General features: G+C 45.3%; 26 protein-coding genes and 1 other RNA gene. 14 read left to right on the forward strand and 13 right to left on the reverse strand.

Features of this window, described 5'->3' with window-relative positions; genetic code table 11:
* Positions 1-285: 285 nt before the first annotated feature.
* Complete coding sequence (rarD, locus tag DN062_RS08785; protein ID WP_112158957.1) at positions 286-1,179, forward strand: EamA family transporter RarD; 894 nt, start codon at positions 286-288, stop codon at positions 1,177-1,179.
* 3 nt (positions 1,180-1,182) lie between these two features.
* Here rarD and DN062_RS08790 read toward each other — a convergent pair whose 3' ends face one another.
* Complete coding sequence (locus DN062_RS08790) at positions 1,183-1,857, reverse strand: TIGR01621 family pseudouridine synthase (protein WP_112158958.1); 675 nt, start codon at positions 1,855-1,857, stop codon at positions 1,183-1,185.
* Positions 1,858-1,966: 109 nt separating this feature from the next.
* Between DN062_RS08790 and DN062_RS08795 the strand changes: the two genes are divergently transcribed.
* The 4 genes from DN062_RS08795 (at position 1,967) to DN062_RS08810 (ending at position 5,845) form a co-directional block, all read left to right on the forward strand.
* Positions 1,967-2,869, forward strand: a complete 903-nt coding sequence (locus DN062_RS08795) for a LysR substrate-binding domain-containing protein (protein ID WP_112158959.1) — start codon at positions 1,967-1,969, stop codon at positions 2,867-2,869.
* 129 nt (positions 2,870-2,998) lie between these two features.
* Entirely contained in the window at positions 2,999-4,108 is a 1,110-nt protein-coding gene (locus DN062_RS08800; RefSeq protein ID WP_193483884.1) for an S-(hydroxymethyl)glutathione dehydrogenase/class III alcohol dehydrogenase, read from the forward strand.
* A gap of 12 nt (positions 4,109-4,120) precedes the next feature.
* Positions 4,121-4,972: an S-formylglutathione hydrolase gene (gene fghA, locus DN062_RS08805; protein ID WP_112158961.1), complete on the forward strand. Its 852-nt coding sequence runs from the start codon at positions 4,121-4,123 to the stop codon at positions 4,970-4,972.
* A gap of 279 nt (positions 4,973-5,251) precedes the next feature.
* Positions 5,252-5,845, forward strand: coding sequence for a YitT family protein (locus tag DN062_RS08810; RefSeq protein WP_112158962.1), 594 nt, complete (start codon positions 5,252-5,254; stop codon positions 5,843-5,845).
* A gap of 74 nt (positions 5,846-5,919) precedes the next feature.
* Here DN062_RS08810 and DN062_RS08815 read toward each other — a convergent pair whose 3' ends face one another.
* The 3 genes from DN062_RS08815 to DN062_RS08820 form a co-directional block, all read right to left on the reverse strand.
* Positions 5,920-7,473 (reverse strand): methyl-accepting chemotaxis protein, encoded by a 1,554-nt coding sequence (locus tag DN062_RS08815; protein WP_112158963.1) that lies wholly within the window; start codon positions 7,471-7,473, stop codon positions 5,920-5,922.
* A gap of 376 nt (positions 7,474-7,849) precedes the next feature.
* Complete coding sequence (locus DN062_RS18650; RefSeq protein ID WP_164498074.1) at positions 7,850-8,020, reverse strand: hypothetical protein; 171 nt, start codon at positions 8,018-8,020, stop codon at positions 7,850-7,852.
* A 39-nt stretch (positions 8,021-8,059) separates the two neighbouring features.
* Entirely contained in the window at positions 8,060-9,415 is a 1,356-nt protein-coding gene (locus tag DN062_RS08820) for an ammonium transporter (protein ID WP_112158964.1), read from the reverse strand.
* A gap of 327 nt (positions 9,416-9,742) precedes the next feature.
* Between DN062_RS08820 and DN062_RS08825 the strand changes: the two genes are divergently transcribed.
* The 3 genes from DN062_RS08825 to DN062_RS08835 all read left to right on the forward strand — a co-directional run bounded on the left by DN062_RS08825 (position 9,743) and on the right by DN062_RS08835 (position 12,707).
* Positions 9,743-10,720 (forward strand): helix-turn-helix domain-containing protein, encoded by a 978-nt coding sequence (locus tag DN062_RS08825; protein WP_112158965.1) that lies wholly within the window; start codon positions 9,743-9,745, stop codon positions 10,718-10,720.
* A gap of 67 nt (positions 10,721-10,787) precedes the next feature.
* Positions 10,788-12,326 carry a sensor domain-containing diguanylate cyclase gene (locus DN062_RS08830; protein ID WP_112158966.1) on the forward strand — a complete coding sequence of 513 codons (1,539 nt, stop codon included), beginning with the start codon at positions 10,788-10,790 and terminating at the stop codon, positions 12,324-12,326.
* Positions 12,327-12,398: 72 nt separating this feature from the next.
* Positions 12,399-12,707 (forward strand): PepSY domain-containing protein, encoded by a 309-nt coding sequence (locus tag DN062_RS08835; RefSeq protein WP_112158967.1) that lies wholly within the window; start codon positions 12,399-12,401, stop codon positions 12,705-12,707.
* A 3-nt stretch (positions 12,708-12,710) separates the two neighbouring features.
* Here the strand turns inward: DN062_RS08835 and DN062_RS08840 are convergent, their stop codons facing one another.
* Both DN062_RS08840 and ccoG read right to left on the reverse strand, forming a co-directional pair.
* A complete protein-coding gene (locus DN062_RS08840) occupies positions 12,711-13,046 on the reverse strand; it encodes a 4a-hydroxytetrahydrobiopterin dehydratase (protein ID WP_112158968.1) in 336 nt (111 codons plus the stop codon).
* A gap of 59 nt (positions 13,047-13,105) precedes the next feature.
* Positions 13,106-14,482 (reverse strand): cytochrome c oxidase accessory protein CcoG, encoded by a 1,377-nt coding sequence (gene ccoG / locus DN062_RS08845; RefSeq protein WP_112158969.1) that lies wholly within the window; start codon positions 14,480-14,482, stop codon positions 13,106-13,108.
* Positions 14,483-14,588: 106 nt separating this feature from the next.
* Between ccoG and DN062_RS08850 the strand changes: the two genes are divergently transcribed.
* Complete coding sequence (locus tag DN062_RS08850) at positions 14,589-16,004, forward strand: aminotransferase-like domain-containing protein (protein WP_239995745.1); 1,416 nt, start codon at positions 14,589-14,591, stop codon at positions 16,002-16,004.
* Between the two features lie 32 nt (positions 16,005-16,036).
* On the forward strand, positions 16,037-16,351 hold the full coding sequence (locus tag DN062_RS08855) for an MGMT family protein (RefSeq protein ID WP_239995746.1): 315 nt from the start codon (positions 16,037-16,039) through the stop codon (positions 16,349-16,351).
* 44 nt (positions 16,352-16,395) lie between these two features.
* Here the strand turns inward: DN062_RS08855 and DN062_RS08860 are convergent, their stop codons facing one another.
* Together DN062_RS08860 and DN062_RS08865 are read right to left on the reverse strand one after the other, a co-directional pair.
* Positions 16,396-17,214 carry a lipoprotein N-acyltransferase Lnb domain-containing protein gene (locus tag DN062_RS08860; RefSeq protein ID WP_112158971.1) on the reverse strand — a complete coding sequence of 273 codons (819 nt, stop codon included), beginning with the start codon at positions 17,212-17,214 and terminating at the stop codon, positions 16,396-16,398.
* A gap of 109 nt (positions 17,215-17,323) precedes the next feature.
* A complete protein-coding gene (locus DN062_RS08865) occupies positions 17,324-18,607 on the reverse strand; it encodes a DUF3422 domain-containing protein (RefSeq protein ID WP_112158972.1) in 1,284 nt (427 codons plus the stop codon).
* Between the two features lie 657 nt (positions 18,608-19,264).
* Between DN062_RS08865 and DN062_RS08870 the strand changes: the two genes are divergently transcribed.
* Positions 19,265-19,858 (forward strand): hypothetical protein, encoded by a 594-nt coding sequence (locus DN062_RS08870; RefSeq protein ID WP_133256756.1) that lies wholly within the window; start codon positions 19,265-19,267, stop codon positions 19,856-19,858.
* A gap of 113 nt (positions 19,859-19,971) precedes the next feature.
* Here the strand turns inward: DN062_RS08870 and DN062_RS08875 are convergent, their stop codons facing one another.
* Positions 19,972-20,523, reverse strand: coding sequence for a cysteine hydrolase family protein (locus tag DN062_RS08875; protein WP_112158974.1), 552 nt, complete (start codon positions 20,521-20,523; stop codon positions 19,972-19,974).
* Between the two features lie 93 nt (positions 20,524-20,616).
* Between DN062_RS08875 and DN062_RS08880 the strand changes: the two genes are divergently transcribed.
* Positions 20,617-21,564 carry a GlxA family transcriptional regulator gene (locus DN062_RS08880; RefSeq protein ID WP_112158975.1) on the forward strand — a complete coding sequence of 316 codons (948 nt, stop codon included), beginning with the start codon at positions 20,617-20,619 and terminating at the stop codon, positions 21,562-21,564.
* Between the two features lie 55 nt (positions 21,565-21,619).
* On the opposite strand, the gene DN062_RS08885 is transcribed toward DN062_RS08880, so the two are convergent.
* Positions 21,620-22,159: a fasciclin domain-containing protein gene (locus DN062_RS08885; RefSeq protein WP_112158976.1), complete on the reverse strand. Its 540-nt coding sequence runs from the start codon at positions 22,157-22,159 to the stop codon at positions 21,620-21,622.
* An 82-nt stretch (positions 22,160-22,241) separates the two neighbouring features.
* Here DN062_RS08885 and DN062_RS08890 point away from each other — a divergent pair, with 82 nt between their 5' ends.
* Positions 22,242-22,490, forward strand: coding sequence for a hypothetical protein (locus DN062_RS08890; protein ID WP_112158977.1), 249 nt, complete (start codon positions 22,242-22,244; stop codon positions 22,488-22,490).
* Between the two features lie 215 nt (positions 22,491-22,705).
* Here DN062_RS08890 and ssrA read toward each other — a convergent pair.
* From ssrA to smpB, 3 genes are all read right to left on the reverse strand, one after another.
* Positions 22,706-23,063, reverse strand: a transfer-messenger RNA (tmRNA) gene (gene ssrA / locus DN062_RS08895).
* 77 nt (positions 23,064-23,140) lie between these two features.
* Positions 23,141-24,769: a methyl-accepting chemotaxis protein gene (locus tag DN062_RS08900; RefSeq protein WP_112158978.1), complete on the reverse strand. Its 1,629-nt coding sequence runs from the start codon at positions 24,767-24,769 to the stop codon at positions 23,141-23,143.
* 70 nt (positions 24,770-24,839) lie between these two features.
* Positions 24,840-25,313, reverse strand: a complete 474-nt coding sequence (gene smpB / locus DN062_RS08905) for an SsrA-binding protein SmpB (RefSeq protein ID WP_112158979.1) — start codon at positions 25,311-25,313, stop codon at positions 24,840-24,842.
* Between the two features lie 131 nt (positions 25,314-25,444).
* Here smpB and DN062_RS08910 point away from each other — a divergent pair, with 131 nt between their 5' ends.
* Entirely contained in the window at positions 25,445-26,809 is a 1,365-nt protein-coding gene (locus tag DN062_RS08910; RefSeq protein WP_112159041.1) for a sodium-dependent transporter, read from the forward strand.
* Positions 26,810-26,816: the final 7 nt, after the last annotated feature.

Consider the following 26,816-nt stretch of genomic DNA (forward strand, 5'->3'; position numbering starts at 1 on the left):
TGTATAGTCATTCTGCATTTTACTCGTTGAAGTGCCTGGATGTCAGACACTTACACAAAGACGCCTTCCGAGTCGATTGCTTAGTGTTCAGCTTCTTTTTGGATCTTGATCCTGAATGTTAGGAAACAATATTTTCAGACGATTAATTGCATGAAACAATCGAAACAATTAGATTAATACCATCGAAGTCTATGATGATCGGTTTTAGCTGATTATCCAAGAATTCCGTTCCCTATTTCTCATCTTATTCTCAATAAACCTGTCATTTTGTATGGAGTCAGTTGTATGCGAGGCTTTTGGCTAGCGTTGGCCGCCTATGTCATATGGGGATGCTTTCCACTGTATTTTAATTTGCTGAAAGAGATACCCGCGATAGAGGTGTTATCCAATCGCGTGATTTGGTCGCTAGTGGCAACGATGACGATTGTATTGGTGATGGGACGTTTTCAATCCTTCTGGCAGTTGTTTCAGCAACGAGCGATGATGCCTTGGTTAATCCTTAGCTCGCTTTTGATCGGTGCGAATTGGTTAATTTACATTTGGGCGGTGGGTCAAGGGCGTGTTCTTGAAGCAAGTTTAGGCTATTACATGACCCCCTTGGTAAGCTTGTTTTTGGCTCGCGTGCTGCTAAAAGAGAAACTGCACCCCTTACAGGCGATTGCAGGGGGGATTGCGGCCATTGCCGTGGCGTGGGAGTTGTATAGTTTGGGTTCACTCCCTTGGATTCCTTTAACCTTGGCGCTGTCCTTTGGTTTTTACGGATTGGTCAGAAAGCACTTTCCGGTTGATAGTCTCAATGGTCTAACCGTTGAAACGCTATGGTTGTTCCCTCTGGCCTTACTTTGGATGGGATGGCAATTTGTTCAGGTGGACGTCGACCTGGCTTTTGGTGAAGACTTAACGACGAGTTTGCTTTTGTTTGCCTCGGGAATTTTGACCGCTATTCCCTTGCTATTGTTTGCAGCGGCTGCCAAACGACTGGATTTATCGATTGTTGGCTTTATTATGTACATTAACCCGACTTTGCAGTTTTTGATTGCCGTATTGATTCTACAAGAGGACTACCCACCGCAACGTTTAGTGACGTTTGGACTTGTGTGGGCAGCCTTGTTGGTGTTTATGCTGGGTCTTTGGCTGGGTCGTAACCAAAGAGGTACAGTTGTCAGCGTTGAACGATAACCGTCACCGAGTTGGCCATTCGATGTGTTCAGGGCTGAACCACTCTGTATTGATATGTGATTGGCAGTTGTCAGTCAGGAACATTTGGCCTTGTGAAGGAGAATGTCGATATTGGTAGTGTATCGAGTTGAACTCAAAACTTAAGCAATAGGCATGTAGATAACCTCTATCCGCTTCACCACCTCCATAGCGTTGATCGCCAAGGATGGGGGTTCCTAGGCTGGCCAGTGCGACACGTAACTGGTGAGTTTTGCCTGTTTCGGGCTTTAATAAGTAAAGACGTAAACCATCCTGTAATGCATGTGAGTAGAAGCGCGTAATTGCTGGGTTGTCTTGGCTGCGCATCAGTTTGTATTGGCCACGTCGTGATTTGGCCATGTCGCCTTGTATCTTTCCTTGCTTTTTAGTGGGTTTGCCTTTCGCAATCGCTAAGTAGAACTTTTGGATGCGTCGCTCTGAAAAGCGCTTGGAAAGCTGGTGTGCACTTTCTGAGGATTTGGCAAACAGAAGTAAGCCCGACGTCAGTGTGTCGAGCCGATGAACGGCAAACAATGGATAACCAAGATCCTGTTGCAGCTGTGCCGCCAATCCAGCATTTCCAGACTGGCTGTGAAAGTCGACTCCTGGGTATTTAGCAACAACTAAGAAATCCGTTTCGTTCGCGACAAGGTCATACATATTTAAATCTCTTAAAGAAGTTTTGCGTTGAGTCTGTGGGCATTTTATCCTGTTGTAGGCGGAACTGCCTTAAGTGAATTGTGTTTGATAATAAGTGAGAGAAAGCGACATGAACCGCTGGGACTGTATTGATGCGTTTGTAGAAGTGGTAAAGCTCGGTAGTTTTTCAGCAGCGGCTAAGCATCTTAAAGTATCGGGCTCGCATGTCAGTCGTTTGGTCGCTCGCTTGGAGGAACAACTCGGGACGCAGCTTTTGTATCGAACCACTCGGCACATACGCTTAACGGATGCTGGCCAAGTGTATTTTGAGCATTGTCGTCACATGTTGGATGGCTTTTTGGAAGCGGAAGCGGCCATCAATGATTTGCAAAGCAGCCCTAAAGGTATTTTACGCCTGACGGCTGGAACCACTTTTGGTGAGCATTTTATTGCGCCCATTGTGAATGATTTCATGTTGAAGTACCCCCTGTTGGAAGTGCGTATGCACTTTACGAATCGTTGCGTTGAATTGGTTGAAGAGGGGTATGATGTCGCAATTCGCATGGGCGTTCTGGATGATTCTTCTTTAATTGCACGACGAATCCTAGATCGTAATGAACGCTTAGTGGCATCTCCGGAGTATCTCCAGCACCATGCTACACCTGAGTGTTTACAGGATTTATATCAACACCAGTGTTTAGTGGGTACGAAAGATCGCTGGTTATTTTCCGTTGATGGCCAGCGTCGCGAGATACGCATCAGTGGGCGCTACCATGCCAATTCAGGATTGGCGCTAGTGGATGCCGCTTTGAAGGGAATGGGGATTACCCAGCTTCCTGGTTATTACATTGATGAATACATTGAGACGGGACGGTTAGTACCCGTGCTAGATGAATACCGTTTTCGTGAATCAGCGGTATGGATTATGTACCCTCATCATCGCTATCTCTCGCCTAAAGTTAGATTGTTCATTGATTTTTTGGTTGAGCGTACGCAACAGCCTGATATTTTGCGCTTATTTGCTCAGGTATAAGTGCATTATTTCTCAGTAACAAAAGTCATTTGCTGACCAACCCCTAATACCGAGTCACTTAATCTCTATAATGGTTAGCTATTAAGATAATTTGTTATGCTAAGAAAATCAGGAGTTAAGATGGACATGATCAAAACAAGAGCAGCCGTTGCCTGGGGGCCAGGTCAACCTTTAAGCATTGAAGAAGTGGACTTGATGCCGCCTCAAAAAGGCGAAGTGTTGGTGCGCATTGTTGCTACGGGTGTCTGTCATACTGATGCCTTTACGTTGTCAGGTGATGACCCAGAAGGTATTTTCCCTGCAATTCTCGGCCACGAGGGTGCAGGCATAGTTGAAGCGGTTGGCGAAGGTGTTACCAGCCTTGCGGTGGGTGACCATGTGATTCCGCTCTACACCGCTGAATGTGGCGTTTGTAAATTCTGTAAATCAGGAAAAACCAACCTATGTCAAGCGGTCCGTGCGACGCAAGGTAAGGGCTTGATGCCGGATGGCACGACGCGTTTTTATAAAGATGGTCAACCTATTTATCACTACATGGGAACGTCTACGTTTTCTGAGTACACCGTGGTTCCCGAAATATCGCTAGCAAAAATAAACAAAGAGGCACCCTTAGAAAAAGTTTGTTTGCTAGGCTGTGGTGTGACCACAGGAATGGGGGCTGTGCACAATACCGCCAAAGTAAAAGAGGGCGATACGGTAGCGGTCTTTGGCTTAGGGGGAATAGGTTTAGCGGTCATTATTGGCGCGGTTCAAGCAAAAGCCAGCCGAATTATTGCCATCGATCTAAATGAAGATAAGTTTGAAATAGCAAAAAAACTAGGTGCAACAGACTTCATTAATCCAAGCAAGTATGACCGCCCTGTTCAAGAGGTCATCGTTGAGCTCACAGATGGTGGTGTCGACTTCTCATTTGAATGTATCGGCAATGTGAATGTCATGCGAGCGGCCTTAGAGTGCTGTCATAAAGGCTGGGGTGAGTCCGTCATTATAGGCGTTGCCGGAGCTGGACAGGAAATCTCGACACGTCCGTTCCAATTGGTGACAGGGCGCGTATGGCGTGGCAGTGCATTCGGTGGTGTTAAGGGCCGTTCGGAGCTACCAGGCTATGTTGAGCGTTTTATGCAAGGTGAATATGAGTTGGATACTTTTATTACCCATACACTGCCTCTCGAACAAATCAACGAAGCCTTTGATTTGATGCATGAAGGCAAATCGATTCGAACCGTTATTCATTATTAACAGGGAGCTGGCATGTCAACATCCTTTGTTCTGAAGAGCTCTGTTCGGTGTTTTGGTGGGCAGCAAAACCAATATGAACACTATTCAGACACGCTGAATTGCACGATGCAGTTCAGCGTCTATTTACCGCCTCAGTCCTGCGTTGGAACGCCAGTGCCCGCTGTGTATTGGCTATCGGGTTTGACCTGCAATGATCAGAACTTTACAACAAAAGCGGGTGCTCAACGTGTGGCCGCTGAGTTGGGAATTGCCCTGATTATACCCGACACTAGCCCAAGAGGTGATCAGGTTCCGGATGATGCCGAGGGTGCCTATGATTTTGGTTTGGGTGCAGGCTTTTATGTCAATGCAACCGAAGCACCCTGGTCTGAGCATTATCGGATGTATGATTACATTGTTGCTGAGCTGCCAGCCTTGGTTGAAAAAGAGTTGCCTGTGACCCAGGTGCGCTCGATTTCAGGACACTCCATGGGGGGCCATGGAGCCATCATGATTGCTCTGCGAAATGCGGGGCGTTATCAAAGCGTCTCGGCATTTTCGCCGATTGTGAATCCAAGCGATTGCCCTTGGGGACAAAAAGCCTTTTCGGGGTATTTAGGGTCCCATGTTGAGTCTTGGAAAGACTATGATAGTGTTGAGTTGATCCGTCATGGTGCGGCTCAGATCCCACTGCTAGTTGATCAAGGCTTATCGGATACCTTTTTATCTGAGCAGTTAAAAACATCGGTGCTAGAGACTGTTTGCCAAGAAATGAACTTCGAAGCAGCGATTCGCTATCAAGATGGCTATGACCATAGCTATTACTTTATTGCGAGCTTCATTGAAGAGCATTTACGCTTTCATGCTCAGCATTTGTTTGACTGACACTGTTGCTTTTATGCTAAAAGGTGTGCGCTTGCGCACCTTTTGGTGACGTTAAAAAGTCTTTTTGGCACCTAGTTAGGGCGTATAAAGTCCAAATTGCTCGGCCTAATATCAATTTTCTCCCCTTTTTTCTTTCCTGACTGCTATTTATCACAATTGGTATGTATTATGCAGCCTCTTCTTCGCAGTCTTTGCAAACATTCTGCTTCCACAAGAAGCACTTTTATTAATCTCTATACCCGACCAGCCATAAGCTGAGGTGAATAGTGAGGATTTGTTATGAGTACTACCCATCGTTGGCTCTCAATTTTTGAGGGCTGCTTGTTAGTTGCGCTTGGCGTACATCTACTTAATGCTTCCGGCTTGTTAATCAGTGGCACCGCAGGCATGGGCATGATTTTAACACGCTTAACTGAACTGTCATTTGGACAGCTTTTCTTTCTTATAAACCTTCCTTTTTACGTGCTGGCTGTCCGGACATTGGGTTGGGCCTTTACTCTGCGAACATTTTGCAGCATTAGTCTCTTGTCGGTGATGTCCGAGCTTATGCATCGTTATATCCATATCGAAATTGATCCATTGATGGCGGCTGTTTTAGGTGGAATGTTAGTGGGATTTGGGCTGATTATCCTTTTCCGTCACAATGCGTCCTTGGGCGGATTAAATATTCTTGCTGTGTATCTTGAGCGACGCTTTTCGATACATGCAGGTAAGACGACGTTAGTCGGTGATTGTTGTGTTTTAATTTGTGCGTTGGTGTTTTTTGAATTAGTGCAGGTGGGGTATTCGCTGATAGCATTTTTACTATTGAGTTCGGTAGTGGGGCGATATCATCGGCCACCCGTTTGGGCGATCGTTAAACCTGTATCCTGAGATAGAAAACGCCAGTATTGACTGGCGTTTTTTACAGAAAGATGAGTCTTGGAGCCTTTGCGGTTGCTGCTTTCTTAACGTTTAAAGCGAACAACGAGTTCATGAAGTTCATCAGATGTCTTCTGCAGCTGCTCTACAGAGCCATAGGCACTGCCAGCGCTGGATTGGCTGCTCTGAGCTAAGGTAGAGATATTGACCACTTGTCGATTAATATCCTCGGCAACATGGGCTTGCTCTTCAACAGCGGCGGCCATTTGTGTGGCCATGTTATCAATCACGCTAATGGCTTCTGAAATACCGTTTAACACCTCTGAGGTTTCAGCAACGCGTTGCATGCCTGTGTCTGCATCTTCACGGCCTGAATCTGCGACTCGAACGGCATCTTCAGCAGCGGTGGTTAGCTGTTTGATAATGATATAAATCTCTTTTGTTGACTCTTGTGTGCGGCTGGCTAAGGATCTTACTTCATCGGCAACAACCGCAAATCCACGGCCTTGTTCGCCTGCACGAGCCGCTTCAATGGCTGCATTTAATGCAAGAAGGTTGGTTTGCTCTGCAATTTTTTCAATGATTTGTGCCGCCTCGGAAATGAGTTTTGTTTGCTCCGCAACATCAAGAACAGACTGGCTGATATTGGCGACAGTGTCGCGCAGTTCTTGTATGGCTTTTAACGTCGTTTGAGCAACACTGCGCCCCTCATTGGCCAGTCGGTTGGCTGTTTCAGCTTCAGAAGCTGTGCTTTGTAAGTGATTTGAGACTTCGGCAATCGTCATGGTCATTTCATTCATGGCCGTTGCAACAAGTTCTGTTTCATTATGTTGGCGATTAATCTCGGCATGGGTATGTGCCATGAGCTTTAGACCATTTTTGGACTCTTTAGACACCAGTTGCGCTGCATTTTCAATCCTCGTGAGCACGGTGGTTAAGTGAGCCTTTTCACTTTTTATCGCAACCGAAAGCGCGCCTAAATCGGCATGATGGTCTGAATAGCTTTGCACGGCCAGCGGGTGTTTAAAGGAGCTGGCAGTTAACTCATTTAAATAACGTAACATTTGTTTTTGACGATAAGTGACCCAGATACCATAAATAATGACAGATGTTGATAGAATAATCTGAGTGACTTCTTTATAGCCGTAAACAAATAATAGTCCGGTGATGAGTAACGCTAAGGCTATGAATAAGGTTTCAGGCTTAAAAGGAAGCGTGAATTTAGTCCCTTTGCCTGCATTGATACGTTGATACAAGGCATCCGCTCGTTCAACATCTTGTCGAGACGGGCAGGAGCGTACAGATTCGTAGCCAACCACTTTTCCATGTTCTGTGATTGGGGTGATGTAGGCATCGACCCAATAAAAGTCACCGTTTTTGCAGCGATTTTTGACCAGCCCCATCCAAGGCTTGCCTTGTTTTAAATGCTCCCACATGATTTGGTAGGCCAACGGCGGCATGTCTGGGTGACGAACCAAGTTATGAGGCTGACCGATAAGTTCCTCTTTAGAGTAACCACTGATCTCAACGAAGGCGTCATTGCAATGTAAAATAGTGCCATTAAGATCGGTTGCCGAAATGAGCCTGATATCCTGAGGAAAGGTCTTCTCTGTACGCGTTGTGGGGCCGTTGTTTCTCATCACTTGATCCTTCAAAAAATTGCAGATGTATAAAGCATAGAAGATATAGGGTTATTATGTGTCATGTTGTATAGGAAAGGTCACAATAAAGTTGTATATAAAAGATAAAGAGCATTTTTATCAGTTATTTATAGGTGGAGTTACTTAGATTAGAGCATTATAGAATGAATAGGAGCAACTTACTAAGGTTGCTGTCATTTTAGAGTCAATTAATACTGAGGTTGCTGTTTCTGCTATGCGGAACAATGTTTGATTTTTTGACGTTTAATAGATAAAGTTTTTTATTTAAGTTATTGAAATTTAATAAAAAATCCGTTCTCATTTTGAGTTCGAAAACGGATTGTCAAAAATCTTAATGTAATTTGGTCAGACCATTTTACTTGTCTTTATACTTATCAAATGCCTTATCTTCATGGTGTTTAATTGAGGCAATAACCCCTATGATTATTGTGGCTACTCCGATTGAAAATAAAACCAGTGCTAGAGGATTATCGGCAAACGTAAAATAGGCCGCCGCATTTTCCCACTCTGTTATTGATGCGCCCATGATTGTTTTCTCCAGTTATTAATTGTTTAAAGGGTGTTTTCAAACATTGGCCAGCTTGTTGGGCACTTCACTTGGGCGAGTGGCCGGAACACTGGTTTCGGGATAAGGCTTGGCTAAAATTTCCACTTCATCTATGCCTAAGTCTTCAACGGCATCAGGTACACGCAACATGCTCATCTTCTTAAGCAGCAAAGAAATACCGTAGCCGGGTATGAAACCGACTAGAGCCATCACGATTGCAGCAATAGATTGTCCTTGAAGAGAAATGGCGGGATTGCCATCAACATTAGGAGTGCCGTCCGCAAAAACACCGACAAGAATAACGGCGACAAAACCGGTAAATCCATGGACCGCAACAGCCCCTACAGCATCATCGATTCCCTTGTTTTCAAGGATTTTTGCAAACTTAACGGCAAGAACACCCATACAGGTCGCAATCATGAAGGCAAGAGCTGGGTCGTAAAGGTCAAGACCAGCGGCAACAGAGATGATACCGACCAGTCCGCCTGACATCGTCCAAAAAGGGTCACGTGTGGCGATATAGCATCCAATCACACCACCGGAAAAGCCCATCAGGGTATTAAATGCAAAGGCTGAAAGGTTAGTCGGAGTGTTGTAAATCGTCGTCCAGCCAATATCGCCGCCGTTGAAAATAATGCAACCGCCTAAAAAGCCGAAGAAGCCGAAGATGATCATCATGAGGCCAATTAGGGTCATGGGTAGGCTGTGAGGTGCAATTGTTTGTGCAACACCATTAATAAATTTGCCCTTACGAGCGCCTAAATTGATCAAGACTCCCAACGTAAAGAAGCCAGCAACAGCATGTACAACACCCGATGCGCCAACATCATGATAGCCCAGTTTAGTCAATAGCCATCCGTCTGGGTGCCAGCCCCAAGCACCTGCCAGTATCCAAGCGACACTGCCAACTGTGATGGTTAATATTAGGAAGGCGCTGACCCGAATACGCTCAATAACGGCGCCTGATAGAATTGACCCTGTTGTGGCTCCGAACAGAGCGAATGCACCCCAAAAAATGCCTGTTGCCATATCGCTGACATTCGGCCCCATGCTGTCTGACCAAGGCAAGGCTTCAGGAACACTTGCCGGTAATAAACCACCTGGAAAAGCGTTGTAAATCCACCAGCCAAATAAGTAAAACGCTGGAATAATTGTCGCCAAAGCCAAAATGTTTTTGATACCTGCAGCTAGGGCATTTTTACTGCGTGAAGCGCCCATCTCATACGCAAGAAAGCCTGCATGAATCATGAGCATGATTGCGGTGCACCACCAGTAAAAAACTTCCATATTCATGGACTGGTGCATAGCAAAGACTGCCTGCTGCGCATCCAGCGCTGCCTGCAGACTTTCTAAGGTTGGTGTTTCTAAGGCCATAGGATTTATCCTCTTAGTCTATCAATTTAGATATATCGTCAGTGGTGAAATCATTTTTTCGAACCCCTTAGCCGTGTCTTTTTTGGAATCATCATAAAAAGGCACAGCTTTTGCTGTATTTAAAACAGTTCAACTGAAACCCAAGGATTGGTTTAGGTTCATAGTAGTCTCGGTTTTAAATACAGCAGCAATCGCGGATTTTTTAGCTTAACAATTGCTAAAGTTGGGGCGTTAACAAAATTTGGCAAAGTAAAAGTTCTTTTATATCAATGGTTTTATATTTTTTGTATCAGGCTGGCAAAGTGCTTCACCAAAAGGAGGCAAAAAATGTCCTATCAATATGAGAGCGCACAAAAACAGACCAAATATCAACAATGGACACCAGGAACTGCGCCCACGGTGATAGAAACATTTGACGTTAATCTGCAAGCTGAGAGTTTAAAATCATGGCGTCAGCAGTACGATCAAATCAGTGATGGCGAGTTTTTTGGTAAGTTGACAGAGCTGACACTAGAGCAGGTGCATGTTTTCAAGGAAGAGACTGAGCAGGCATTGCAGCAGGCCTGCGAGGTGTCGGCGGATTCATTTTGGCTGGGTTTGCCCGTGCAAACATCATCGACAAGTCGTGTGAATGGTTTGGAGGTTGAACATAACAAAATTATTTGCCGTCCAGGAGGAGTTGCCTTTGAATTAACAACACCAGAGCACTTTGAAATATTTGGTATTGTGATTTCTCAATCTGATTTTCATGCGATCGCCGATCGTCATGATATTGCTTTACCAAAGGAATTATTTGATACACCACGAATTCAGTTGCCTTCTAAAGTGTTGCAGCAAGCACATTATTTATTGGATCATCTACTTAAAGCACGTGATCTTCGACCTCCTGATCACCTTCAGTATGATTTGATTTGTCTGATGTTGTTGGATATTTTTGATCAATACTCATTAGTCTGCACGCAAAAATCAGGATTTAAACATCGAAAGAAAGTGGTTGATCAAGTCAGAGGGTATTTACAGGAGAATAAAGATACCCCTATTTCCGTAACGGAACTCTGTGACTTGGCAAATGTAAGCCGCCGCACTCTTCAGTATAGCTTTATGACTGTTCTCGGCATCAGTCCTTTGCAATATTTGCGTTTGTCGCGCTTAAATGCGGTTCGACGTGCTCTTCAGGCGAACCATGAGCAGCGAACAGTGGGGGAGATTGCCAGTGAATGGGGATTTTGGCATTTAAGCCAATTTTCATGTGATTACAAACGATTATTTGGTGAATGCCCTTCGATGACAAAGCGTATTGAGTGACAAAAAATAGATGCATAATTCATGGTGATGAATTAAGGTAGTCGATTATTTTTTAATCGAATGGGCCATGGCTGGAGTCGGTCTATGGGTTCGTAAAATCAGGGACAGTCTATACATTCGTCGAGATATCGTATTCATGCAATCAGCGCCAAATAAAGCGATCCCATCACTCTATCGAATTACTCGCCTAATGTTGGGTGTATTCATTCCAATTTTAATTTTAATTGGTGTGTTTAATGGCGTTCGAATGTCCAGTGACTTCGAAAAAATGATTAATCAGGTTGAGCAAGATGTTGTCCATTCTTTGCACTTGATCGACGATGCCTTAGAGATTCTTGAGACAGTGTTTGATCGGCAAATGTCTGATGGCTTAAATGAGTTTATGCAGGCCTATCATGATGCAGGCCAGTCACCGCAAGATATTGACCTTATGGCATTAAAGAGCTCGTTTAAGGACACAATGGATGTGTATATTATCAACCGTAATGGGGTTGTTGAGTTTTCAACCATTGAGCAGGATTTAGGTCTAGATTTAACCCAGTGGGCTGATTTTCATGAGTATTTAGAAGCCATTAGAGAAGAAGGGCTACCTGTCGTCGACCGCATGAGTCGAGAAACACTTACGGGGCTGTTTCGTAAATATGCGTATTATCCGACTCCCGATAAAGAGTGGATATTAGAGTTAGGCATTAAGCCCGAAGTCATCGCTGAGTACATGACAAAACTGGATCCAGTTCAGGTGGGTCGTAGAATTGCGCTAAGCAATGATGTGATTGATAGTATCCGCATTATAGATCGTTTGGGTTGGGAACTCTCTATGTCCAGCCCTGAACAGGTGGATGCCTCAATAATGGACAAGGCTAACCAAGTAAGGGAAACGCGACAATCTTTAGAGTTCATCAGTTGGAATACGTCGACACGCTACATTTTACAGGAAAATCGTGGGCATATGATGTCCTTCGGCGCACCTGATCAGGTTATTGAGCTGGTCTACAGCCGTACCCGTCTTATCACTGGAATAGTGACCAATATTTTAGTTACTTTGGCAGGAATTATCGTGTCATTAGTATTAGGTTATTGGCTTAAAACGGTGGAAGAAGAATTACGAAATCACGCTATATACGATGGATTAACAGGAGTGTTTAATCGTCGCTATGGTATGAGTCTACTGGAAATTGAAATCAATAAGGCCTCTCGTTTAAATAGCCCTTTGTCCTGCTTATTGATCGATATTGATAATTTTAAGAAAATTAACGACTCCTTCGGGCATGATGTTGGTGATCAGGTCTTGAGTAAAGTTGCTAACGAATTGAACCAAACGTTGCGTGCATATGATGTTTTTTTCCGCTACGGAGGTGAGGAGTTTGTTATCGTTTTCCCTGGGTTGAGCCTAGAAGATGCGGAAATGTGTTCAGATCGTATTCGACAACTCTGCGCCCAGGTAAGCGTTCCGGTTGGAAAGGATAAAACAATTCAAACGACGTTAAGTGCAGGGTTAGTCTTGTTGAATGCAAATGAAACCAGCAAAGAGCTCTTGAAACGCGCAGATATGGCCTTATATGAAGCTAAGCAGGGCGGACGAAACTTGATTAAGATTGCCGCATAAACTTAATTCTAGAATACTTGTCCAACCCTATTAGAATTTTCAGAGCTTGATTAAAAAGCGAAAGGTATCTTTATGAAAAAGAGTCAGTTTTATAAATCCTGTGTAGCGGGTTTGTTGATCATAGGAAGTGCGGCAGTTGCTGATGATGTTCGCATCGATGAAGCACTAAGATTGGTCGAAACCGGTGTCATCAAGCATTTAGATGAACTAAACGACATTGCCTTGGCTGTACAGCCTGGTTCAATTAATGACACAGAATTGGAAACAGAATACGGTCGTTACATTTACAAAGTCGAAATACGTGATGCTATGGGTGTTGAGTGGGATGTTGAGGTCGATGCCATCTCGGGTGATATTCTGAAGCGCTCGAAGGATGATTGAATCTTAATTTTGGCTATAGATACGATCCGTCTCCGCAGCACATAAAAAATCGCCCACTTGAACACCTTGAATCTTGTGGGTATACCAAACAACAATGACCTTCCCCCAGGCTGTGTATAAGTCCGGGTGATGGCCGATTTTTTCAGCGAATTCTCCAACTTGATTGGTAAAATGAAGTGCGCTGGCAAAATCAGGAAAGGGGAATTGGCGTTGTAGCTTTAGCCTTTCCTGATTTTCATCAATCAATGACCAGCCAATTAAGGCTTTTAGTTCGTGCTCAGCTTCCTCTTGGCTAAGACGTTTTGCATCGGGCCGACAGTAGTCGCAAGCGTTTGACATGTGAGCCTCTCGTGGGTGCTGGTTGTGGTCGCAGGTGTACAGTTCCTTTCAAGTGTTGCTTAATTATTTTGAAAATCAAGGGAACGAGTGAAAAAGGACGTATTTAATTGCCGACTCATTCCATGTCCTTCAACCAGAAAGCCGACTTCAGATCGTGGTGAGCTGATTTGATTAGAACACACTCGATAGGCGACCCACTGTGCATTTTGGTCTGTTAAGTCCAATTTTGTGGGGCCAAAAAGCTCAAATACGTTGGGCTCTGTCAGGCGAATACTGACGTTGCGCAAATCGGGATGAAAACGCTCAACCTTTACATTGTAAAGATTACAGAAGGTGTGCTCATCCAGCTGCATGAATAAGGGGCCTCGATCACGGGCAATATCGACACGTAGGCTTTCTTTTGCAGCAAACCCAAACAGAACCGCACCCATTGCAATCAACATAACACAGCCATAACCCAGTAACCTAAGTCGAATCATAGGTGACGGTTGTTTTTGCAGTTGGGCCTCTGATGCAAAACGAATAAGTCCTTTAGGGCGATCCAAGGTTTGCATGACGGTATCACAGGCGTCAACGCAAGCTGCACAATCGATGCAGGCTGCTTGTAACCCTTCACGAATATCAATACCTGTTGGACAAACCTGCACACAGATCCCACAGTCAACACAGTCACCAATGGGTTGTTTTAGCGCTTCAGCTTGACGGCGTTTGCCTCTAGGTTCCCCTCGTTCGACATCATAGGTGACAGTTCGCGTGTGTTGATCAAACATTACTGCCTGAAAACGTGAGTAAGGGCAGGCATGCAAACAAATTTTTTCACGGACTAAGCCTGCATTCAAATAGGTTAAGGTTGCCATGATGACCAACCAGCCTAAGGTGGTTGACGATTGAAACACCTCTAGGCTGACTAAATCACGAATAGGAATAAAGTAACCTGTGAAGGTGATAGCGGTTAGGCTAGCGACACCTATCCATAGCAGATGCTTAGCGACACGCCTGAAGATGTCTTTAGGTGTTAACACTCGTTTCTCGCGGCGTGAGCGCTGCTGAGCGGATCCTTCTATCCAATCTTCGATCCGAATAAAAATCCAGGTCCAGATGCTTTGTGGGCAGGCAAATCCACACCAAACTCGTCCCCATGCGACGGCGGCGAAGAAAAGTAAACTGGCACCCGCAATCATGACCCCCGCTAATAAAGGCAAGTCATGCCAAGATAGTTGAATGCCAAAAAAAAGTATCTGGCGCTGCTCAAACGAAAAGAGTAGCAATGGCGTGCCTTCCCACTCTAACCAGACGACTAAAAAAAACAGCACAATTAATGGCCAGCTGGTCATGCGCCGCAAATTCTGAAAATACCCTTGCGTTAAGCGCACATGAAACTTACCGTCCTGTGCATAGCTGGGTGTATTGACTTGAACATGGTTGATTTTATCCATGACGGCGCATCCGAACAGTTTAATTGGATGCAGAATACACTTGCCTATCTGTTCATATCAGGTATAAATAAATTAATATTTATAGGTACAGATGAGGGGCTTGTCCGTGTCACGTTCTCCTTTGCGGTATCGTTATCAACAAGTCGAGGCTTGGTTGTTTGAAGGGATTGAACAGAAGCGCTGGCGCTTGGGAGAAAAGCTGCCCTCTATTCGTCGTTTATGCCAACTTCATCAGGTGTCTAAAGCCACCGTGTTGCATGCGCTGACCCATTTAGAAGCGCAAGGGTGGATAGAGGCGCGACCTAAGTCCGGGTATTTTGTCACCTATCAAGTCAACCCTCCCAAGGCTGTTCAGTCTAATAACACAATTGACGCACCACGTTTGGCAACTCTGAGCGATCTCTTTCTCGATATTATGCAGCGCAGTGCGGCATTTGATCTATTGCCTTCCAGCTTAACGCTGGAGGAGTCGCCGGGAATTCGCACCTTGAATCGCTCAATCGCGCGTGCGCTGCGCCAGCAAAAGACTCAGGAGAGCCAATATTATGACTCGCCAGCGGGTGATGCGTCGTTGCGATCTCAATTGTCGATTCATCAAGCAAGGCGGGGTTGGCAGGTGGGATGTGATCAACTCTGTATCACCTCTGGGACTCAGCATGGTTTATTTTTAGCCTTGATGGCCAGTTGTCAGCGTGGCGATATTGTGGCAGTTGAGTCTCCTGGCTTTTATGGTGTTTTGCAATTGCTAGAGTCGTTAGGGTTGCAAGTTATAGAAGTGCCAAGTTCCGCAAGTCATGGTATGGATATGGAGGTGTTAGAGACGATGTTACAACGCTGGCCAATCCGAGCCTGTGTTGTCTCTCCATCCTTTTCGACACCCAGTGGTGCGCTGATGCCCATCGATAGACAACGTCGACTGTTAGACTTAGCAGAGAGTCATGATGTTGTTGTCATTGAAGATGATATCTACTCCGACACGGCACTGGGTGAGATTCCAGCCCCCTTAAAAGCCTTAGATACGACAGAGCGTGTGATTTTATGCAGCTCTTTTTCAAAAAGTTTATCGCGTGATTTACGAGTAGGCTGGGTCTGCGGAGGGCGTTGGCATCAACAAATACAACAGCTCAAGGTTGTGACACAGTTGGCCAACAGTCGTTTTTTGCAACAAGGTATCGCACATTTCATGGCAGAGGGCGGGTTTGCCGCTCACCTTCGACGACAGCGTCAAGTCTTGCAAGGACGGCGAGATCAATTAATAACCTCTTTAAACGATTGGCCTATTCAGCCGATGACCTTAAGCCGTCCCTTAGGCGGATTATCAATCTGGTTAGAGTTACCAGAAACAGTGAATACCCTTAATGCCTATTCGGATGCTTTGCGTCAGGGAATCGTGATCACACCTGGACCGTTATTTTCTATATCGGGACGTTATACAAATTGTTTACGATTAAGTTTTGCCCATCCTTGGAATGAACAGCGCCTACAAGCACTCGCGCAATTGAAAACCCTATTGTTCGAATGAGCGTCTTCGTTAGGCGAAAGAAAGAGGTTGTCATGTCGTCAGAGACCTTAAAACACATGATTTGGCAGGTGGTGTATTCTATACCTGAGGGGGAGGTGATGAGCTATGGTCAGATTGCAAAACTCTGTGGCTACCCAGGTTATGCACGTTATGTGGGCACGGTTTTAAAGCAATTACCGGAAGACTCGCAATTGCCTTGGCACCGAGTGATCAACGCTCAAGGACGACTGTCCTTTCCTCAAGATTCATCTAGTTTTGATCGGCAAAAAACTCTATTAGAAGCCGAAGGTTGGTGTTTGGACGGAAATAAAGTGCGTCGTGCTAGAGGGGCAAGTGAAGCGGTGTGACCTCGTTCATCTTGGCTTAAATGCTATTAGCCAAGATGAATACACTACCGAATCATAAACGAAAATAAATCAATGCTGGGGGGAACGTCAGAGCTGACTTTACCTGAGGTCCGCATATCCTCAAGTGATTTGTCTTGGCGTATCCAGCCCTTTTCTTGTGCGAAGGCATCTCCGTAGCCTGGGAGGAGGATACGATAATCAAGCAGGTGCCGCCATACACGATAATCAGGATCATGTTGTAAAAGACGTGTGACACAGTTATGCATCACCGTGTTGTAAAATGCAGGGCGGGTTTCTAAGTCGAGTACCTCCATCATAATGCCATGAAACAAATAGTGCTGCTGCTCTTTAGGTAGGGTCAGTTCGTAAAGATAAACCTGCTCTTGACGAACATGGCTGCGAAGGCCTATGACATCTTCTTCTGTCCCGAGCACAACCATGCGATGATACTGTTGGAATAGACCTTTCAGTGGGCTATAGCCTTGGTCTGGGCGTAACCTGGCCTCGATTGAAACCACTAAAAACTGCGGCTCAGTGTCCGCTTCAGGGTTCCAAAACTCGAAGCTAAGAAAGGCGTGTGCCATGCCATATTCTGCAAAATGCGAGAGCCCAAGCCAAACGCGTTGAAGGTGCTTAAGATCGTAGCTTCCATTTACGTAAGCGGTATCGACTGGGGCTCCGCTTGCATCATAGCGAAAATCACGAATATTGCTGATAGCATAGCGGGTGTCGTGCAACTCAACACTTGGCAAGCGCGTTTGCAGAGGATGCCAGTTGCCCTCATGTGTGGGTTGTTGAAAACCTAACCATGCGATTAGCATGATTGGGATTAAGACGAATAACCATTTGATAGTTCGGGCCAACAGGACACCTGATTTTAATGAGATCGATTAGACCAAGAGTAATCTACAGAGTGAGTTCAACACAATACCAAGAGTCTATCCGCCTGACCTGATTACAAAAGGCTGAGACTCATTTACTGTGATGACCTTTGACCCGTCGACTCAGCCAGCTTAATAAGACAACCACACCCGACACTAACACAGGCACGCTGATGGCTTGCCAAAATGCCAAATTAATCTGTGGAAACCAATAGGCTAGGGCATCTAACATTTTATGGCCCACTTGTATTGCATAATAACTAATGGCGACTAATGAAAGGCCTTCCACCATTTGTTGCATTTTCAATTGTAACTTGGCCTTTTGCTCCATTGAGAGCAGTAGTTGTTGGTTCTGTTGCTCCAGCTTTAGGTTGATGCGAGTCCGAAGCAATTCGGTGGAGCGACCCAGTCGCCCCGATAAGCTATTTTGCCGCAATTGAACGGATTCACTGGTACGAAAAGCGGGCGTGAGGCGTCGTGCAGTGAAGTCCTGCAGAGAGAGTTGATCATCAATCGCCTGTTCCTCCAGCGCCTTTAAGCGGTCCAGCGTGAGTTGGTAATAGGCCGCCGTTGCTTGCAAGCGCGAGTTGTTTTCAGCAATTAACCGTTCAGTCGCGGCCGCCAGTTGGATAATCTCATTGAGTAATTGTTCATCATTGTGTGGTTCTTGTTCAATCCGTTGCGTTAATATTGCGAGATCTTGCTCTAACTGGTTGAGCTTCAGTAAGCTTTGTCGTGACACAGGCCAGCCCAGTAACGACAGTTTTCGGTAGTTTCCTAAATCAAACAATTGCTGGGCTAAGCGTCCCAGTGCTGAGGCAGATAACCCCTTATTGATGAGCAGCATACGGCCTGCGCCCTCAGCGTGTTTCTGAAAGTCGGTCCAGATTCGTGCTTTGCCCGCGGCCAAATGACTGCTAATACAGTTCTCGGGATTAAATAACATGGCGATTTCTGCATCAGGCAGACTTTGTTCTTCGGGGAGGACTGTTAACTGTATGATCCGAAAGATTTGACCGGGAATATCGTTAAACCAATCTCGTGCAGGTAAGAAGTCTAATGGATCATCAAACCAGGGTTGATTCGCTCCAGTACGAATAAAGGTATAGCTAGAAAACTCACCGTGACGCTCCCAGCGCAGCCATTGGCCATAGAGTGGCAGGGTTATATCTTGCGCTGTGTCAGCAAGGACTTGGCCCAGTTGTGTTGAGAGTTGTTGCATTAACTGTAACTCCAACGTGCGGGAGGAGGGATCGACTGTTAAGGTAAAGTGGCAGAGGCTGCAGGGAGTGTTGATGGGCGGGAAAGTCCGTTGTTGAAGCTCTTTATCTAGGACATCTCGTAATGGGTGGCTGCGACTCGATAGACTTTCCATTGTTTCCCTCTCCGTGTTTAATCGGATTTAAAGCTGTGTTAATTGTTTGAAGTATTTGCAGTTTGTGTGCCAGCCGACTTGAATCTACTAAGACTAGTGCAAATTGATGACAAATTATTAAAATCGCGTCCAATGTGTGTATTCAGGTGTGGAAAGATTTATCAATCAAATCCTTCATTAGCACTTTACTCATAATATTTGCTTGTTTTTGGTGCATTGAGACGTCGATCGAGTGATAGGGTATAATCAATCGCCCTCTTACAATTTGAACTCTTTCATAATTCGACAGACTTCAAAGCCATCCATATTGGGCATGATGGCGTCTAACAGTAGGGTGTTTTAAATTAATCATGCTTATCTGTACAACCTAGACGCACAATCCCTCATTTGGGTTCTGTTTAAAATAAGTCCTCACCAAAACCAGTTTGGATTCATTTGCTTGTATCGAGTCAATATAAATTTAGATCATGACTTGGCTCTTGCAAGATAAAAATAAACGTCTTAGTATAATTGCTGGTGGTACTTCATCTAACTATTTAAATTGGCTTAGTGAACTCTACCAATCACCATCGGAGTAATAGGTGATTTTAAATAGACATTACATGGACAAGGATAGGGTGTAACTCATATGTTATCTGCTCAAATTCAATCAGTATCATGAGATATATCGCCGCTATTATCCTAACTGCGGGTACTCTAAGCCTAAATGGCTGTGCTGCAGAAGTAAGGGAGATAGAAAATACCAATTTTGAGCCAGTTGTGCAGTGGTATGAAGGCTTTATGCTTCCCAACTATTTGGCAACACCCAGAAAGGTGGAAAATCAAAAAGAAGTTCACTCAATGCTTTTTGAGCAGTGGAATACAGCATACGATATCGTTACTGAACATAACCCTGATGAAGTTGTTTCTATATCTTCTTGCAATGAATATTTATCGCGGCAGTATGACGGGCTATCAACGGTACTTGAGTATGGATATGCGTACTTCAGGATGGTTGCGACGATGTGCCACGCTGCTGAACTCATTGCGAGTGCACAACCACCAACAGCATCTACTCTAACGTATCCGATCGATGGCAAGATGTTACCTCAGCAACTTCCATCGGAGGTGGCGTTTATTGCATCAGAGAGTTATAGAGCGGATTTGTTACGGAATCCAAAAGTTCAGACCTGGGCTGATGTTCTCGAAGTGCTTGATAATCAGATTGTCGAATTCTCTTCTGAAAGCCCCAATCAGTTTCACTTTGAATAAAAAATCTAATTTGATGTAGATCTTGAACTGTAGAGTTCTCCGATAGATCTTGCTGAGTTTTGAGTATCGGGTTGCTCGCCCCCAGAGCAGGAGCGAGCGATGCACGAAGATGATTACTGAGCCGACAAGAATGTGTCGGTGCTAACGACCTCAGCATAGGCGAAGGCCAGTGCAGCCATAAAGGCAGCATGCACTTGAGGCGCTGGAACATGCACACCATTGAACTCAACACTGAGTGTAGCGCAGGCATCGTGTACAAGTGTGTTGCTGTAACCTAAATCGGAAGCGGCGCGGGTGATGGCATCAATGCAGATATGGCTCATGGCACCCGTGATCACTAGGCGAGTAATGTCCTCGCGCTGAAGTAGCGCTTGTAGTTCAGTGCCCTTGAAACTGTTGACCTCATTTTTCAAAATTTGGAACTCACCATCCGCAGGTTGCAGGCTTTGATGGATGTTAGCTCCTTCGCTGCCAGGCACAAAAAAGGGTGCATCGCTGGATGGGAATTCATGACGCACATGGATGACTGGCAGTCCACGCTCGCGAAAGTCAGCCAATACTCGAGCGGCATTGATGGCCGCTGCTTCTACGCCCTCCAGAATCCACTTGCCACCGGGAAAATAATCGTTCTGCATATCGACGATGATCAGTGCTGTTTTACTCATGCTTTTCTCCTGTTAAAGGGTTGTCGCTCATCATAGCCTTTCCTGTTACCCTGTTCGGGTGGCAAAACTGACATTAACAAGGCTAAAACTGACATGTCTAAGACTATACTTGTCGCTATACTCATGGTGCCGGGTACTGCACTTTCCGCAGTCCACGGTTTGATCGACCTATTCATGTCGGCTAACCGCATGTTGGCTCAATTGCAGCAGGCGCCTGATCTTCAGTTTAAGGTTGTCCGTTGGAAACTTGAGCAGGGGCAATTGTTACCCTTGGATGAGATGGAGTCTTCGCCGTCGTTAGTCATTGTGCCACCGATACTGGAAGGGCAGGCCTACCTTGAACCTCAACCGTTGGTTTGCTCTTTTCTGCAAGACTGGCATCGACAGGGGGCTATGATCTGTTCCGCCTGCGCGGGCTCTTTCCTGTTGGCACAAGCGGGGCTGTTGGATGGGCGTAAAGCGACAACACATTGGCAATTGGAAAGCGTTTTTCGTTATCACTATCCCGAGATTGATCTTGATACCAATGCACTGCTCTTGTCAGACTCGGATCTGGTGACCGCGGGTGGAGTGATGGCTTGGATCGATCTTGCACTGCATTTAATTGGGCGTTATGTTCCTCCTTCAGTCGTCCAAGCATTGGGACGCTTTCTGGTGGTGGATACTGGGGCGCGTCAGCAAAGCTATTACCGTTCATTCATGCCATTGATGTCGCACGGAGATGCGTCGGTTCTGAGAGTGCAGCATCATCTACATAAAGAGTATCGACACAAACAATCTACCCGAGAAATGGCGGAGCTAGCTGGCCTGACGGAGCGCACGTTTATGCGACGCTTTCACCGAGCAACGGGTTTTCGTCCCACTGAGTATCTGCAGCAACAGCGGTTGCTTAAAGCTCGCGAGGCGCTTGAGAACAGTCGAGTAACGGTCGAGCGTGTTGCGTGGGAAGTGGGATACGAAGATGTGAGCGCTTTTCGTAAGATGTTTCATAAACAAACAGGGCTAACACCTAGCCAATATCGGGAAAGGTTTGGTATTTAATCTTGGAAAAGCCCTCCTATAGATATGTTCTAAGAGAGGGCTCATTATCGTGTAATTATTCAGGAATCAGTACAGTGTCGATGACGTGGATCACTCCATTTGATGCCTTAACGTCAGCCATAACAACCGTCGCGTTGTTAATCATGACGCTGTCACCCGTTGCATTAACATTTAAGCTGCTGCCTTGTACGGTTTCGGCAGACAGCTGTTGACCTGCAATATCACCGCTCATCACCAAGCCAGGGACAACATGGTACGTCAAAATAGCCGTCAGCTGATCGCGGTTTTCGGGTTCAAGGAGGCTTTCAACAGTGCCTGCTGGCAAAGCAGCAAAAGCATCGTCAGTTGGCGCAAAAACGGTGAAAGGCCCTTCTCCACTTAATACTTCAACCAGTTCAGCTGCGCTAAGTGCGGCCACGAGTGTTTCAAAACTGCCATTGCTAACAGCTATCTCGGTGATGGTGCCAACTTTTTCTTCTTGGCTATAACCATTACCACTGGATTCTTTGTTGCCGCCATGGTTATGCGCAAAGGCCATACCTGTTAAAGCGAGTGAACTGGCGATGGCAATTGCAAGAGTCTTCATTTTTCTCATTGGTGTCTCCAAATTGATCGAGTTGCAGCGTTTAAAATATTGCTGTTGGTGATCAGGATGCATCTGAGTCAATGAACATTACGTGCATAACTGCAATTTTGGATTTATTAAATTTCAAATTTTATCTGCTGCGATCACGTCTACAATTACAGCGAGTATTGGCATAGGTGGCGGTATCTTGCTTTTAGCAATTATGGCTCTAGTGATCTCTCCTGCAGCAATTATTCCTGTTCACGGCATTGGTGAACTAGGCTCGAACTTCAATCGAGTAATCCTGACGCTCAAACATGTAGATTGGACGATTTTATTTTTCTTTGAAAGGCTGACCTGACGGTCTGAAAGTGGCATTGTACCCTCTGCTAATTCGATTGAGGGCATCGATTTAGGGGTATAAGAATTTTTAAATAGTAATATGCCCCCAATAATACCCCCATTATGCCTTGAAATTGGTGACACACGTTGGGATTCTATGGAGTTCAAAATAGGCTGGAAGGCCTTTGTTTACAAGGGGTGTGGGAAGGTATGGGAAGTGTTGAGAAGGGTGTCTGGTGGAGGTGGCGGGTTTCGAACCCGCGTCCGCCAATCCTCTGCCTTAAGATCTACATGCTTAGGCTTCTCTATTTAATTAACCCGTCACGACCCGAGAGCCAGGGTGTTATGGGCGAGCTCTTTTAGTTTTAACCGTTCAGCTTAGAGCAAAGCATCCGGGCGATTCTGTCTCATATGACACCGCGAACCTCTGAGTTACAGACACCTTAGAGTGCGGCGCTAGCCGACTTAAGCGGCTAGAGCGTAGTTATCGTCGTTTGCAACTATAACAATGTGATGAGGGATTTACGAGAATCATCACGTTCTCGACATGCACCCAAGGGTTCGTAACCAGCGTCGAAGCCATGTCACCCCCAGATAAGAGCAGAAGTATAGACGAATCTATAGGATAACGCCAACCTTCTCTTCAGCTCCGTCCAATATTTTTTCGATCTATACTTTGAATTTCTCTGCTTCACTTTGTAGTTGCTGGGCCAACTCAGCCAATTGTTGGCTGGCCATGGCGCTTTGCTCAGCGCCACTGACCACCTCAGATACGCTTCTTGCAACCATGGTGACATTTTCATTAATTTCATTTGCAACAGCTGTTTGCTCTTCTGTCGCACTGGAAATTTGTACGTTCATATCGGCAATGGTGCCGATAGCTGCCCCCACATGCTCGAAAGACTCCCCATTTTCACGCGCATCAAGGACGCCAGCTTGTGCCTGTTGGGTTGATTTTCTCATGTCCTCAACCGCTTCTCTGGCAACTTTTTGCAGCGTATTAATGGTTTTCTGGATACGTTCAGTCGATTGCTGAGTATTGGCAGCTAGGCTTCTAACCTCATCCGCGACTACGGAGAAGCCGCGGCCCGCGTCTCCAGCTCGTGCTGCTTCAATTGCAGCATTCAGAGCCAAGAGGTTCGTTTGTTCGGCAATCCCTTCAATCACGTCTAATACTTCGGTGATTCGTTGAGTTTGCTCGTCAAGCGCAGATATTTGTACAGCGGATTGCTCAATGCTTTGTGCAAGGGACTCTATTGCCGAAACTGTACGACGAGAGCGATCTTGCCCTTTTTTGGCGAGTTCATTGGCTTGCTCGGCAGAGTAAGAGGCATTCTGTGCATTGCTTGCAACTTCGGAGATAGCGGCTGTCATTTGATTGATTGCGGTGGCGATCATCGTAGTTTGTTGCTCTTGCTCCTGAGCTGTACCGCTAACCTGCTGGCTGATGGCGCTCATTTCCTCTGCGGAGGCTGCGAGTTGGTGAGTCGCACGGACTAAGTTTTCAATTAGGCTTTGAAAATGATTCATCATGCCATTGAATGATTTGCTTAGGAGAGCGATCTCATCTTTGCCAGCGACATCGGCTCGTATTCTTAAATCTGACTCTGCGCTAATACGTGACATGCTGTTAGATAAAGATGCAATTGGTTTTTTAATCGATGATGAAATGCGCCATCCAAAAACCAATAAGAGAATGATGACTGCTGTGCCAATTGATATAAACAGGATCAAATTTTTTGAAAATTGTTCAACAGATTGGTCTTTTAGAGCCGATGCTTCATTAAGTTGATATTCAACCAAATTATCAAGCCCAGTCCTTAACGGACCAAACGTAGCATTTAACCTAAAGTTGAAAGAGTTGAAGTCCATTAACACCAATGCGCCTGATTCGGCTTGGTTCGTAAAATCTGAGATTAAAGACTGGCTACGCTCAATTAGTTTTGTGACGTCGTTCGCGAGTGCCAGCTCCTCTTCGGAGCTACCAATGCTTTCTAAGTAGCTTGCCCAGTATTGTTGGTAAGTGGATTGTGCTTTATTTAAATCCGACATAAGCTGGTTGTACGTGAGTGTTTCTTGATGAAAGCTTTGAAAGAGGTTAACAGTCTCGACTGTTAACGCATCAGAGACAAGCTTAAGATCTCGCGATGGGACGACGGCCTCTGAATAAATCGATTCAGTGCTTTTGATCAGTGAGCGCATATCAGAGATAGCGATTAATATGATGCTGGTGACTGCTAAAATTGGAAGCAAAGTAAGTAGCAGAAGGCGAATTGATATGGACAGGTTTCGTAGCATTGTCTTACACCTTTCGTAATTATTGATGTAAGACTATCGTTCCTGGGAATTTAGGTAAAGCTTAAAATGCTTATTGAGCTGCCATTACACGCTGTTTTTGACGATCCCAGTCTTTGTCTTTTTCAGCAGCGCGTTTATCGTGAAGCTTTTTGCCTTTAACCAAAGCAATTTCGCACTTTACTCGGCCGTTTTTCCAATACAAAGCAAGTGCTACACAGGTATAGCCTTTTGCTTGTGTCGCCCCGATAAGCCTATCGATTTCGCGTCTGTTTAGCAGCAGTTTTCTCTCACGTTTTGGCTCTGCTAAAACGTGAGTACAGGCTGAAAGAAGAGGTGTGAAGTGAGCACCAACAAGCCAAGCCTCACTATTTTTGAGGACAACATATGAATCGACCAGTTGCGCGCGCCCATCTCTTAGGCTTTTTACTTCCCATCCAGTCAGCACGAGGCCTGCTTCGAACTTTTGTTCAATGCTGAATTCATGGCGTGCCTTTCGGTTTTGGCAAATGGTTGAGCTGGTAGGTTTTGCTTTCTTTTTTGACATGCGCGCATTATATAGAGGCTCTAGAAGGTTTAAAAGCAGTTTGTGTCCTGAAGATGTTGTTATCTTTAAAAGAAAATATAACAATTCAACCACTCAATAAGAACGTCCACTCAAAAGGCAGATATAACGTTATGCCCTCATTTAGTTCAATACATGGGAGCTGGTCTCATCGCTGGGTGTTCATACTGGCAGTCACTGGGTCATCGGTTGGATTAGGAAATATCTGGAAATTCCCCTACATGGCCGGTGAAAATGGAGGTGGAACCTTCTTATTGATTTACATCATTTGTGTTTGTCTCATTGGCTTGCCTCTTATGATGGCTGAAGTCATCATCGGGCGTCACGGACGTTTAAGTCCTGTCAACTCATTGAAAGCAGCAGCATTTGTTTCCAATAAAAACCCGCGTTGGCGCTATCTAGGTGCTATGGGGATGTTTACTGGATTCTTAATATTCTCTTTTTACTCCGTTGTTGCTGCATGGATTTTGCATTATTTATTGGCCCTTTTGACAGGTCGTATTGCGGATGTCGGGGTTGATCAAGCGACGCGATATTTTGGCGAGCTACTGTTGAACACTGAGATTTTGCTCGTTGGTCATACATTTTTTGTGTGCTTGGTTGTGTGGGTTTTGAGCTTCGGTGTTCGACGTGGACTTGATAGAGCCATTCGATACATGATGCCAATCCTGATTATGCTGTTGATAATGTTGGTCGTCTATGCAACAAGTACAGGCTACATGCCCCATGCCATCTCCTTTCTGTTTCATTTTGATTGGTACTATGTAACGGCGGAGGTGTTGCTTGTTGCAATGGGGCATGCTTTTTTTACGCTGTCATTGGGCATGGGGACGGTAATGGCGTATGGCGCGTATTTGTCGGAGAAAGAGTCAATAGGGCGCTCAGTGATAATGATAGGGGCGTTGGATACGTTGATTGCTATTTTGGTTGGATTAGCCATTTTCCCCATCGTGTTTGCGTATCAAATGGCACCAGCAAGTGGTCCAAGTTTATTGTTTGTTACCCTGCCAGTTGTGTTTGCACAAATGCCTGGAGGGCAAGTGATCGGTTTTATGTTCTTTCTAATGGTTGCGCTGACCGCCTGGTCTTCAGCCATTTCGCTGATGGAACCCATTACGGCATGGATGATCGAAAAGTTTCGTGTAAAGCGCTATCAAGCCGCAGTGTTAATGGGGTTCGCTGCTTGGGTGTTGGGTGTGGCGACACTCTATTCGTTTGGTGCTTTGTCACACTGGACAGTGTTTTCATTGAACCTGTTTGATCTATTAAACTTTGTTACCACTAATATACTTTTACCTATTGGAGGAATGCTGTTGGCGATCTTTTCAGGGTGGTTTATGTCTGAATCAGTGGCAAAAAAAGAATTAAATTTGCCTTCAAATGGCGCTTTTGAGATCTGGCAGGGGTGCATTCGTTTTATAGTCCCGATTTCAATAGGCGTCATCTTTGTAATGAATCTGTATAATGTCACTTTGTAGTTTAGCC

It is taken from the genome of Nitrincola tibetensis (genome assembly GCF_003284585.1).
Taxonomy (GTDB): Bacteria; Pseudomonadota; Gammaproteobacteria; order Pseudomonadales; family Balneatricaceae; genus Nitrincola; species Nitrincola tibetensis.

What these genes read in the sequence shown, in the direction of transcription:
- rarD (WP_112158957.1), top strand. Translation starts at nt 286, where the DNA reads ATGCGAGGCTTTTGGCTAGCGTTGGCCGCCTATGTCATATGGGGATGC.
- DN062_RS08790 (WP_112158958.1), bottom strand. Translation starts at nt 1,857, where the DNA reads ATGTATGACCTTGTCGCGAACGAAACGGATTTCTTAGTTGTTGCTAAA.
- DN062_RS08795 (WP_112158959.1), top strand. Translation starts at nt 1,967, where the DNA reads ATGAACCGCTGGGACTGTATTGATGCGTTTGTAGAAGTGGTAAAGCTC.
- fghA (WP_112158961.1), top strand. Translation starts at nt 4,121, where the DNA reads ATGTCAACATCCTTTGTTCTGAAGAGCTCTGTTCGGTGTTTTGGTGGG.
- DN062_RS08810 (WP_112158962.1), top strand. Translation starts at nt 5,252, where the DNA reads ATGAGTACTACCCATCGTTGGCTCTCAATTTTTGAGGGCTGCTTGTTA.
- DN062_RS08815 (WP_112158963.1), bottom strand. Translation starts at nt 7,473, where the DNA reads ATGAGAAACAACGGCCCCACAACGCGTACAGAGAAGACCTTTCCTCAG.
- DN062_RS18650 (WP_164498074.1), bottom strand. Translation starts at nt 8,020, where the DNA reads ATGGGCGCATCAATAACAGAGTGGGAAAATGCGGCGGCCTATTTTACG.
- DN062_RS08820 (WP_112158964.1), bottom strand. Translation starts at nt 9,415, where the DNA reads ATGGCCTTAGAAACACCAACCTTAGAAAGTCTGCAGGCAGCGCTGGAT.
- DN062_RS08825 (WP_112158965.1), top strand. Translation starts at nt 9,743, where the DNA reads ATGTCCTATCAATATGAGAGCGCACAAAAACAGACCAAATATCAACAA.
- DN062_RS08830 (WP_112158966.1), top strand. Translation starts at nt 10,788, where the DNA reads ATGGCTGGAGTCGGTCTATGGGTTCGTAAAATCAGGGACAGTCTATAC.
- DN062_RS08835 (WP_112158967.1), top strand. Translation starts at nt 12,399, where the DNA reads ATGAAAAAGAGTCAGTTTTATAAATCCTGTGTAGCGGGTTTGTTGATC.
- DN062_RS08840 (WP_112158968.1), bottom strand. Translation starts at nt 13,046, where the DNA reads ATGTCAAACGCTTGCGACTACTGTCGGCCCGATGCAAAACGTCTTAGC.
- ccoG (WP_112158969.1), bottom strand. Translation starts at nt 14,482, where the DNA reads ATGGATAAAATCAACCATGTTCAAGTCAATACACCCAGCTATGCACAG.
- DN062_RS08855 (WP_239995746.1), top strand. Translation starts at nt 16,037, where the DNA reads ATGTCGTCAGAGACCTTAAAACACATGATTTGGCAGGTGGTGTATTCT.
- DN062_RS08865 (WP_112158972.1), bottom strand. Translation starts at nt 18,607, where the DNA reads ATGGAAAGTCTATCGAGTCGCAGCCACCCATTACGAGATGTCCTAGAT.
- DN062_RS08870 (WP_133256756.1), top strand. Translation starts at nt 19,265, where the DNA reads ATGAGATATATCGCCGCTATTATCCTAACTGCGGGTACTCTAAGCCTA.
- DN062_RS08875 (WP_112158974.1), bottom strand. Translation starts at nt 20,523, where the DNA reads ATGAGTAAAACAGCACTGATCATCGTCGATATGCAGAACGATTATTTT.
- DN062_RS08880 (WP_112158975.1), top strand. Translation starts at nt 20,617, where the DNA reads ATGTCTAAGACTATACTTGTCGCTATACTCATGGTGCCGGGTACTGCA.
- DN062_RS08885 (WP_112158976.1), bottom strand. Translation starts at nt 22,159, where the DNA reads ATGAGAAAAATGAAGACTCTTGCAATTGCCATCGCCAGTTCACTCGCT.
- DN062_RS08900 (WP_112158978.1), bottom strand. Translation starts at nt 24,769, where the DNA reads ATGCTACGAAACCTGTCCATATCAATTCGCCTTCTGCTACTTACTTTG.
- smpB (WP_112158979.1), bottom strand. Translation starts at nt 25,313, where the DNA reads ATGTCAAAAAAGAAAGCAAAACCTACCAGCTCAACCATTTGCCAAAAC.
- DN062_RS08910 (WP_112159041.1), top strand. Translation starts at nt 25,445, where the DNA reads ATGCCCTCATTTAGTTCAATACATGGGAGCTGGTCTCATCGCTGGGTG.